Genomic DNA, 1,562 nt, shown 5'->3' with positions numbered 1-1,562 from the left:
GCCCGGTGCGGGCGGCGGGGATCGGGGGAGTGCACGTCGGGTCGGGGGCCCGGCCGGTGGTCAGGACGCATCGTCAGCGGACCCTCGGGTGATGTCGATGCCGCGCGGCCTTTTCTGCGATGTCGGCCGGATGTCATGACCGTGGGGGGTCTGTCAGGTGACTGACGCTGTCGTCAGTGGTGCCAGGATCGGTTCCGGGATGGATCCGGAGTCCCGAGGCGCCGCGTATGAATCGGACAAAAAACCAGATACTGGCGATAGTCGGTTGCTGTTCGACCTGCTCCAGCCGGCGGTGACAGCCGCCCCGGAACGGACCGTCCCGGTCCGGGACCAGGCGATCCCCGCGCAGCGTCCGCGCGTCCGCACCGACGCCTCCGACCTCGCCGCCCGCCCGCCGCGGGAGGACGTGTGGCGGGACGCGCCGGGCGTCGCCGAGCCGCCGGCCCACGACGATGGCCAGTCGGCCGACCGCGGCGGCGAGGCGGTGTTCGCCGGCTACCGGGCTCGCATCCCCTGGGAGCGGCGCTTCGGCTGGCTGCTCGTGGGTCTGGATGCCGCGGCCTGCGTCCTGGCCGCCGCCGTCGCCTACCTCGTCCGGTTCGGCGGTCTGGTCGAGTTCGACCTCAAGCCGGTGTCGGTGACGCCGTACCTCGTCATGTCGATCGTCCTGCCGGTGATGTGGGTGCTGTCGATGTTCCTCGGCCGCGCCTACGAGAGCCGCTTCCTCGGCAGCGGATCGGAGGAGTTCCGCCGCGTCCTCAACGCCGCCGCGCACCTCACCGCGGTCGTGGCGGTGCTGTCCTACGCGACGAAGGCGGAGCTCGCGCGCGCCTACGTCCTCATCGCGTTCCCGGCGGCCATCGCGCTGACCGTGCTCGGCCGCTGCGCCGCGCGCGGCTACCTGCACCGGATGCGCCGCGGCGGCCGTGGGCTGCACCGGGTGCTCGTCGTTGGCGCCGGCGACTCGGCGGCCTCGCTGGTCCGCCTCGCCCGGCGCGACCCGACGGCCGGCTGGTCGGTCGTCGGCGTGGTGCTGGACCGCTCACCCGGCCGCCACAGCCACGACTACTCGGACCGCGGCGGGTTCGACCTGCTCGGCGTGCCGATCGTCGGCACCTCCGAGAGCCTGCACACCGCCATCCGGGCCACCCACGCGACCACCGTGGCGATCTGCCCGCAGATGGACGGCGAGACGCTGCGCCGGGTGCTCTGGATGCTCGAGGGCAGCGACGTCGACGTGCTCGTCTCCTCGGCGCTGACCGACGTCACCGGGCCGCGGATCTCGATCCGCCCGGTCGCCGGGCTGCCGCTGCTGCACATCGAGGAGCCGGAGCTCACCGGTGCCCGCCGCGCCGTCAAGGGCCTGTTCGACCGGGGCGTCGCGCTCACGGTGCTGCTGCTGTGCTCGCCGCTGTTCGTGGCGCTCGCGCTCGCCGTCCGCCTCACCAGCCGCGGCCCGGCGATCTTCCGCCAGACCCGGGTCGGCCAGGGCGGTGAGCACTTCACCATGTTCAAGTTCCGGTCGATGTACGTCGACGCGGAGGAACGGAAGAAGGAGCTGG

The 1,562-nt window shown here is 73.0% G+C and carries 1 protein-coding gene; it reads left to right on the top strand.

The window, feature by feature from the left end:
• Nucleotides 1–484: 484 nt before the first annotated feature.
• A partial coding sequence (locus tag C1A33_RS25010) for a sugar transferase (RefSeq protein WP_423748143.1) occupies nt 485–1,562 on the top strand: 1,078 nt, incomplete at its 3' end.

It is taken from the genome of Frankia canadensis (assembly GCF_900197875.1).
Classification (GTDB): Bacteria; Actinomycetota; Actinomycetes; order Frankiales; family Frankiaceae; genus Frankia; species Frankia canadensis.
The sequence above is the reverse complement of the archived record's forward strand: the minus strand, read 5'-3'. Positions and strand labels throughout refer to the sequence as shown.